The 1,549-nt window shown below is 52.6% G+C and carries 2 rRNA genes; both read left to right on the top strand.

What is annotated here, in order from left to right:
* A 23S ribosomal RNA gene (locus tag M6G53_RS24805) occupies positions 1–1,321 on the top strand; the annotation flags it as partial.
* 106 nt (positions 1,322–1,427) lie between these two features.
* Positions 1,428–1,543: ribosomal RNA gene (rrf, locus tag M6G53_RS24800) — 5S ribosomal RNA — on the top strand.
* Positions 1,544–1,549: the final 6 nt, after the last annotated feature.

The raw sequence follows: 1,549 nt of genomic DNA, 5'->3' as shown, positions 1-1,549 counted from the left end.
AGGTAACATTGAATCGTACCCCAAACCGACACAGGTGGTCAGGTAGAGAATACCAAGGCGCTTGAGAGAACTCGGGTGAAGGAACTAGGCAAAATGGTGCCGTAACTTCGGGAGAAGGCACGCTGGCATGTAGGTGAAGTCCCTTGCGGATGGAGCTGAAGCCAGTCGAAGATACCAGCTGGCTGCAACTGTTTAATAAAAACACAGCACTGTGCAAACACGAAAGTGGACGTATACGGTGTGACGCCTGCCCGGTGCTGGAAGGTTAATTGATGGGGTCAGCCGCAAGGCGAAGCTCTTGATCGAAGCCCCAGTAAACGGCGGCCGTAACTATAACGGTCCTAAGGTAGCGAAATTCCTTGTCGGGTAAGTTCCGACCTGCACGAATGGCGTAATGATGGCCAGGCTGTCTCCACCCGAGACTCAGTGAAATTGAACTCGCTGTGAAGATGCAGTGTACCCGCGGCAAGACGGAAAGACCCCGTGAACCTTTACTATAGCTTGACACTGAACATTGAGCCTTGATGTGTAGGATAGGTGGGAGGCTTTGAAGCGTGGACGCCAGTCTGCGTGGAGCCATCCTTGAAATACCACCCTTTAATGTTTGATGTTCTAACTCTGCCCCATAATCTGGGGTGAGGACAGTGTCTGGTGGGTAGTTTGACTGGGGCGGTCTCCTCCCAAAGAGTAACGGAGGAGCACGAAGGTTAGCTAATCACGGTCGGACATCGTGAGGTTAGTGCAAAGGCATAAGCTAGCTTGACTGCGAGAGTGACGGCTCGAGCAGGTACGAAAGTAGGTCTTAGTGATCCGGTGGTTCTGAATGGAAGGGCCATCGCTCAACGGATAAAAGGTACTCCGGGGATAACAGGCTGATACCGCCCAAGAGTTCATATCGACGGCGGTGTTTGGCACCTCGATGTCGGCTCATCACATCCTGGGGCTGAAGTAGGTCCCAAGGGTATGGCTGTTCGCCATTTAAAGTGGTACGCGAGCTGGGTTTAGAACGTCGTGAGACAGTTCGGTCCCTATCTGCCGTGGGCGTTGGAAGATTGAGAGGGGTTGCTCCTAGTACGAGAGGACCGGAGTGAACGCACCACTGGTGTTCGGGTTGTCATGCCAATGGCATTGCCCGGTAGCTAAGTGCGGAAAAGATAAGCGCTGAAAGCATCTAAGCGCGAAACTTGCCTCAAGATGAGTCTTCCCTGGGCCTTCAAGGCCCCTGAAGGAACGTTTAAGACTAAGACGTTGATAGGCTGGGTGTGTAAGTGCAGCGATGCATTGAGCTAACCAGTACTAATGATCCGTGAGGCTTAACCTTACAACACCGAAGGTGTTTTGGTGAGACCAAGACAATATTCAGCTTGTTTACAGATTGGTTCTGATGGCGACACGGTAGTGAAGCGGTTGGAATGAAACAGAATTTGCCTGGCGGCAATAGCGCGGTGGTCCCACCTGACCCCATGCCGAACTCAGAAGTGAAACGCCGTAGCGCCGATGGTAGTGTGGGGTCTCCCCATGCGAGAGTAGGACACTGCCAGGCATCAAA

It is taken from the genome of Serratia nevei, assembly GCF_024160145.1.
Lineage (GTDB): Bacteria > Pseudomonadota > Gammaproteobacteria > Enterobacterales > Enterobacteriaceae > Serratia > Serratia nevei_A.
The sequence above is the reverse complement of the archived record's forward strand: the minus strand, read 5'-3'. Positions and strand labels throughout refer to the sequence as shown.